The organism is Streptacidiphilus monticola (genome assembly GCF_042658505.1).
Classification (GTDB): Bacteria; Actinomycetota; Actinomycetes; order Streptomycetales; family Streptomycetaceae; genus Streptacidiphilus; species Streptacidiphilus monticola.
The window spans coordinates 1-1,494 of sequence record NZ_JBHSQJ010000228.1 but is presented as its reverse complement, the minus strand read 5'-3'; the positions used below and the strand labels follow the sequence as shown (position 1 = coordinate 1,494).

Below are 1,494 nucleotides of genomic sequence, written 5' to 3'. Positions count from 1 at the left end.
GGCCGGTCTCCACAGGAGACCGGCCCTCTGCCGTTCGGTGAGTGACTAACTGAGTGACTAAGCCTCTCGGGAAGGCTCCTCCTCACCCCGCTTCGGGTCGCTCGCGGGACGCTTCTTGAAGATGTCATCCATGACGACGGCTCCGGTCTGGATCACGGGGCGAATCTGCTTCCGATACACCTCCTCCGTGACTGCGGTGCTGGAGTGGCCGACCAGACGGGAGATCTCCTCCAGCGGGACACCCTGATCGGAGAGCAGGGAGACGAAGCTGTGTCGAAGCTCTCGGGGCGTCCACTCCCCCGGCACGATTCCGGGCACCTTCTTGAGCACCGAGCGGAACGCGCGCCGAACGTTCGCAGCGTCCAGCGCGGTCCCAGCCTCCGATGCGAAGACCAGGACCGATGGGGACCACCTCCGCTTGGCGGCCTGCCAGGCGCGCTGCTGCCGTTCACGATGGTCCGCAAGGGCCTCGATGCAGCGTCCTGGCAGCGCCAACGTGCGACGGGACTTCCGGGTCTTGGTGTCATTGCCTGCTCGCACTGAGCGCCAGACGGCTACGTGGGGCGGGACGGGGGGACTCGCGTCCGGCTGACCCTCCAGATACACGTGATCCCACGTCAGCGCCCGAAGTTCTTCGGTACGGGCCCCAGTGAGCAGCGATAGCACGACGTAGGCCCGCATGCTGGTCAGCTCGGCGGCGGCCAGGACCGCCTCAGCCTGAGCCATCGTCAGCGCCTTGGACGGCCGACCGGGCCGCCCCGCTGGCACGGAGCACAGGGCGACGACGTTGCGCTTCACCTTGTCGCGAGCCATCGCCCTGTTGACTGCGCGGCTCAGGTTCGAGCGAAGCCCTTGGAGTGTGCGAGTGCTCAGCACCGTCGCCTTCTCGGCGAGCCACCGATCCACCTCCTCGGCGGTCAGGTCGCGCAGCTTCCGCTTTCCCAAAACGGGCAGGATGTGCGTCTCGCAGAGGATGTGCGCAGTCTTGACGGTGTTCGGGTCCCGTCCGTTCAACCCGTACTGGAGCCAGTCACGGACGGCCATCTCAACCGTGTAGTCGGACGGGGCAATCGCGAGACCATCCTCGTAGTCCCGAAGCACCTCCTTGAGCTTCTGCTTGGCCTCGGTCTTGGTCCTACCGGCCCCCTTCCTCGTGATTCGCTTACCGCGCCCGTCGAACCCCACGCACACGGTGGCAATCCAGCGCTTACGGGCCTCATCCCAGTGGAGACCGCCGTCTCCACGGTTGCGGCGGGTGGCCATGTCTCAGTTCTCCTTCTTCTGCTTGCGGATGTAGGCGTGGAGGTCTGCGGGGTCGATCCGGCGCGAGCGACCAACGGTGAAGCTGGGCAACTCGCGGGAGCGAATCAGCTCGTAGACCTTGGTCTTGCCGAGGCGGAGTGCGGCCTGGACCTCGGAAACAGTCAGAGCCTCGGGCGTGGTCATCGCGTCATCTCCCCAGGTGCGATGCGGTTGGAGGCGGCACCGCGAGGG

The 1,494-nt window shown here is 66.3% G+C and carries 2 protein-coding genes; both read right to left on the bottom strand.

The annotated features are described in order from the left end of the window. Positions 1–57 precede the first annotated feature (57 nt). Entirely contained in the window at positions 58–1,263 is a 1,206-nt protein-coding gene (locus ACFP3V_RS31485; RefSeq protein WP_380591161.1) for a site-specific integrase, read from the bottom strand. A gap of 3 nt (positions 1,264–1,266) precedes the next feature. Next, positions 1,267–1,446 (bottom strand): helix-turn-helix domain-containing protein, encoded by a 180-nt coding sequence (locus ACFP3V_RS31480; protein ID WP_380591158.1) that lies wholly within the window; start codon positions 1,444–1,446, stop codon positions 1,267–1,269. Positions 1,447–1,494 lie beyond the last annotated feature (48 nt).